This window comes from Streptococcus mitis (genome assembly GCF_001579035.1).
In the GTDB taxonomy this organism is placed as follows: domain Bacteria; phylum Bacillota; class Bacilli; order Lactobacillales; family Streptococcaceae; genus Streptococcus; species Streptococcus mitis_J.
Genome location: NZ_KQ970308.1, coordinates 1 through 793, shown reverse-complemented (window position 1 = coordinate 793; position 793 = coordinate 1). Strand labels below are relative to the sequence as shown.

Annotated in this window: 1 protein-coding gene; it reads left to right on the top strand. The window is 39.5% G+C overall.

What is annotated here, in order from left to right; translation table 11 throughout:
* Positions 1–26: 26 nt before the first annotated feature.
* Positions 27–793: group II intron reverse transcriptase/maturase (gene ltrA / locus SMIDD26_RS10820; protein ID WP_061440105.1), on the top strand; the 767-nt coding region annotated here is incomplete at its 3' end.

The following is a 793-nucleotide window of genomic DNA, read 5'->3' as shown; positions in this document are numbered from 1 at the left end:
CACCAAAACAAGAAAGGAATACGCACATGTCAAAATTGCTAGATAAGATATTATCACGCGAAAATATGCTGGAAGCCTACAATCAAGTAAAATCCAATAAAGGCTCAGCTGGGATTGATGGAATGACTATCGAAGAGATGGATAATTATCTCAGACAAAACTGGCGCTTGACTAAGGAACTGATAAAACAGAGAAAATATAAGCCTCAACCAGTTCTCAGAGTTGAGATTCCCAAACCAAACGGAGGCATCCGTCAACTAGGAATTCCAACAGTTATGGATAGAATGATTCAACAGGCCATTGTTCAAGTCATTAGCCCTATTTGTGAACCTCATTTCTCAGATACGAGCTATGGATTCAGACCAAATAGGTCATGTGAAAAAGCCATCATGAAGCTCTTAGAGTACTTAAATGACGGCTATGAGTGGATAGTGGATATAGACCTAGAGAAATTTTTCGATACAGTTCCTCAAGATAGATTGATGTCCTTAGTACATAATATTATCGAAGACGGAGATACGGAATCCTTGATTCGTAAGTATCTTCATTCAGGTGTTATCATTAATGGTCAGCGTCATAAAACGCTAGTTGGTACACCACAGGGAGGAAATTTATCTCCTCTCTTATCCAATATTATGCTTAATGAATTGGACAAGGAATTAGAAAAGAGGGGACTTCGATTTGTGCGCTACGCAGATGATTGTGTGATTACGGTCGGAAGCGAGGCAGCCGCTAAGCGTGTGATGTATTCAGTCAGTCGTTTTATTGAGAAACGGCTAGGTTTGAAAGTAAA